The 3483-nt window shown below is 62.9% G+C and carries 5 protein-coding genes; 1 reads left to right on the top strand and 4 read right to left on the bottom strand.

Going from position 1 to position 3483, the window contains the following annotated elements; genetic code table 11:
* Nucleotides 1-147: 147 nt before the first annotated feature.
* Nucleotides 148-762 (bottom strand): tetratricopeptide repeat protein, encoded by a 615-nt coding sequence (locus tag NKJ26_RS33185; RefSeq protein ID WP_352700055.1) that lies wholly within the window; start codon nucleotides 760-762, stop codon nucleotides 148-150.
* A 111-nt stretch (nucleotides 763-873) separates the two neighbouring features.
* Nucleotides 874-999 carry a type B 50S ribosomal protein L36 gene (gene ykgO, locus NKJ26_RS33180; protein ID WP_006327841.1) on the bottom strand — a complete coding sequence of 42 codons (126 nt, stop codon included), beginning with the start codon at nucleotides 997-999 and terminating at the stop codon, nucleotides 874-876.
* A 310-nt stretch (nucleotides 1000-1309) separates the two neighbouring features.
* Here ykgO and NKJ26_RS33175 point away from each other — a divergent pair, with 310 nt between their 5' ends.
* Nucleotides 1310-1663, top strand: a complete 354-nt coding sequence (locus tag NKJ26_RS33175; protein ID WP_352700053.1) for a lysozyme inhibitor LprI family protein — start codon at nucleotides 1310-1312, stop codon at nucleotides 1661-1663.
* Nucleotides 1664-1676: 13 nt separating this feature from the next.
* Here NKJ26_RS33175 and NKJ26_RS33170 read toward each other — a convergent pair whose 3' ends face one another.
* Together NKJ26_RS33170 and purE are read right to left on the bottom strand one after the other, a co-directional pair.
* On the bottom strand, nucleotides 1677-2753 hold the full coding sequence (locus NKJ26_RS33170) for a 5-(carboxyamino)imidazole ribonucleotide synthase (RefSeq protein ID WP_352700051.1): 1077 nt from the start codon (nucleotides 2751-2753) through the stop codon (nucleotides 1677-1679).
* Nucleotides 2750-3247 carry a 5-(carboxyamino)imidazole ribonucleotide mutase gene (gene purE, locus NKJ26_RS33165; protein WP_352700049.1) on the bottom strand — a complete coding sequence of 166 codons (498 nt, stop codon included), beginning with the start codon at nucleotides 3245-3247 and terminating at the stop codon, nucleotides 2750-2752. The genes NKJ26_RS33170 and purE overlap by 4 nt, the downstream gene beginning before the upstream one ends.
* Nucleotides 3248-3483 lie beyond the last annotated feature (236 nt).

Here is a 3483-nt window from a genome sequence, read left to right as displayed (position 1 = left end):
GTAGGGCAGTAGGGCAGTAGGGCAGTAGGGCAGTAGGGCAGTAGGGCAGTAGGGCAGTAGGGCAGTAGGGCAGTAGGGCAGTAGGTAGGTACTTCCAGGCAACTCTCTTACTGCCTTACTGCCCTATTCCCCTACTGCCTTAGATTATCATATGCCTTCGCCGGCAAGCTCTTCGGAGAGCGTGGCGACCTGGTCCTGGGCGCTGCGCATCATCGGATAGATCGCCAGTACCTTCTGCCAGGCATCGAGCGCCGACTGCTTGTGGCCGGTCTGAGCCATGATCTGCGCGAGGCCCGACAATGCACCGAAATGGCGCGGCTCGAGCTGCAGCGCATGGTCGATGTCGGACATCGACTTGCCGTAGTTCTTCATCATGAAATGCACGGTGGCGCGCCGGTTCCAGCCTTCCGCATAGCTAGGCTGCAAGACCACCACCTGGTCGAGGAAGTCGAGCGCGACGTCGAACTTCTGATTGTCCATCGCTTTTTGCGACCACTGCATCATCAGGTCGATCGAAGCGCTGCCGGATTGGAACCACTCGTTCCAGATGTTGCCGGAAATGCGCTCGGCCGCTTTTTCATTGCGCTCGCGTTTGAGATCGGTGAACAGCTGGTCGAGGCGGGCTTGTTTGGTCGGTGCCGCCGGCGGCGCGTCCGGGGTTGCCGGAGCCGCGGGTGCAGCCGCTTGGTCATCGGCCCGGGTCGGCAAGGAAAGACTGCCGGAAAGAACAAGAGCCGTGAAAAATGCAACAGGAATCCGCATCGCCCGAGTTTAACCCCGGGCGGCGGAACGTCAAAGTGATTTTAGCGTGAGGAGGTCGGCAGGCCGACGACAAACATCAATGGCCGAGGCAAAAAGCCTACGTCCGAAAGCTCAGCCCTGACGCGCCTTATAGCGCGGGGCGGTCTTGTTGATGATGTATACGCGGCCCTTGCGGCGAACCAGCTGGTTGTCGCGATGACGCGCCTTCAGCGCCTTGAGCGAATTCTTGATCTTCATGGTCTTGCCTGTCGGTGTGGACCCGGTCTGGGTCGAAATTTTAAGGCGCGCCAGAAGACGCGCCTTTGAACTGTGGGTGGCTCATAAACGAGGAGCCTTGTCCATGTCAACCGCAAGCGTGCTTCATAGCCGATATCGATGGCCCCTATCATCAAATATCCGCCATCCGCCCTTGACGGCATTGCGGGGCCTGTGGCCGCCTGGGATGATGCTGTTCATAGCGAAATGATTTGGGGATGAAGATGAGCCGAGTTTTCCTGCCTGCCTGCCTTGCCGTGCTGGCAACGACCGCGGCATCCGGCGCGCAAGAATGCGACCGCGGCGACGACAGCCAGCAGATGATGAACATCTGTGCCGGCGAGGATTACCAGCCGCCGATGCCAAGCTCAACGCAACCTACCGGAACCTCATCAGTTCCGATGATGCCGACGACAAGAAATTACTGCAGACGGCGCAACGAGCATGGATCACCTTCCGCGACGCCGAGTGCGCCCATTCTGCCGCGGCCAGCGCCGGCGGCTCGATCTATTCGATGGAGGTCTCGCAATGCTTGGCCAGATTGACCTATAATCGCATCAAGCAGCTTGCCGCCTCGGCCAATTGCGAGGAAGGCGATGCGAGCTGCGCCAGTCCCGACGAGGACGAAAGCGATGAGGTGCAATAGTCCGTTTCCGGGGTTAGGTGCGACGGCTGATCCGGGTGAAATGGCCCATCTTGCGGCCGGGACGTGCTTCCGCCTTGCCGTATAGATGCAGCATCAGGTCGGGCTCGGCGAGCAGTTCCGGGACGCGCAGCACGTCGTCGCCGATCAGGTTTTCCATTACGCAGTCGGAATGGCGGTCCGTGCTTCCGAGCGGCAGGCCGGCGACAGCACGGATATGCTGCTCGAACTGCGAAACGACGCAAGCGGCCTCGGTCCAGTGGCCGGAATTGTGGACACGCGGCGCGATCTCGTTGGCCAGTAGAGAACCATCGGCCAGCGCGAAAAACTCGACGCCGATGACGCCGACATAGTCGAGGGCCGACAATATCTTCGATGCGGCCGTTCGCGCTGCTTCCGCTGTCGCGGGCTCGATGCCGGCCGGCAAGGTCGATGTGTGAAGAATGCCGTTGCGATGGACGTTCTCGGCCGGATCGTAGGCGGCGACCGCGCCATCCAGCCCACGCGCCGCGATCACCGAGATCTCGCGCTCGAACGGCACCAAACTTTCCAGGACCAGCGGCACACCGCCCATTGCCTGGCAGGTGCCCGCAAGGCCGCCCGCCTCCATGTCGCGGAAGACGCGCTGGCCCTTGCCGTCATAGCCCATGCGCCGCGTCTTCAATATGCCGCTGCCGCCGAATGCCTTCAGCGCCGAGCCCAGGTCATGGTCGCTGTCGACCGGGCGGAAATCGGCGGTGGCAATGCCAATGCCATTGAGGAATGTCTTCTCGCTCACCCGGTCCTGCGCCACATCGAGCGCCCGCGCCGGTGGGTAGACCGGGACTGTCGCGGCAAGCGCATTGGCGGCCGCAACCGGAACGTTCTCGAACTCGTAGGTCACGACCGCACTGCCAGCCGCCAGTTCGGCAAGGGCTGTCTGGTCGTCATAAGCGGCCGTTATCTGACGGTTGGCGACCTGCGCCGCGGGGCAGTCCGCTTGCGGCTCGAGCACGACCGTGCGGTAGCCGAGGCGAGCGGCTGATATCGCCAGCATGCGGCCGAGTTGGCCGCCGCCGATGATGCCGATGGTCGCTCCGGCGGGCAGGCTCACGGCGTATCCGTCGGTTCAGCCGCGACCTTGGCGGTCTGCGAGGCGCGCCAGGCATCGAGGCGCTGGGCAAGCTTGTCGTCGTTCAGCGCCAGCACGGCGGCAGCCAGGAGGGCGGCGTTGACCGCACCGGCCTTGCCGATGGCCAGGGTGCCGACCGGAATGCCGGCTGGCATCTGGACAATGGAGAGCAGCGAATCCTGGCCGGACAGCGCCTTCGATTCCACCGGCACGCCGAATACCGGCAGCGGCGTCATCGCTGCCGTCATGCCGGGCAGGTGTGCCGCACCGCCGGCGCCGGCGATGATTACCTTGTAACCGGCCGCCTTGGCGCCATTGGCGAACTCATAGAGGCGGTCCGGCGTACGATGCGCGGAGATGATCAGCCTCCTGTGCGGGATGCCCAGTGTCTCCAGTGTTTCGGCCGCGTGGCGCATGGTCGCCCAGTCGGACTGGCTGCCCATGATGATGGCGACGTCGGCACGTTGATCGTCCAAGCTTCTGCTCCCTGGCGACAAAGGCGGGCCTTAGCCGAATTCTCGCGGAGCCGCAAGGATAGGCGGGCACGGCCACACGGTTGGGAATTCAGGTTAACGGGATTTCGGGCGCATTTTGCATTGACGTTCGGGTGTGATTCGCTGGGTGCTCTGATTCGGTTGGGAGCACTGCGATGGATGGTTTGGTACTTCGGTTTTCCGGCGAGGAGGTTCCGCGTGCGCGTCTGGCCCTATTG

Source organism: Mesorhizobium sp. M0152 (assembly GCF_040322415.1).
Classification (GTDB): Bacteria; Pseudomonadota; Alphaproteobacteria; order Rhizobiales; family Rhizobiaceae; genus Mesorhizobium.
Note: the sequence above shows the minus strand (reverse complement) of the source record. Positions and strands in the feature narration are given on the sequence as shown.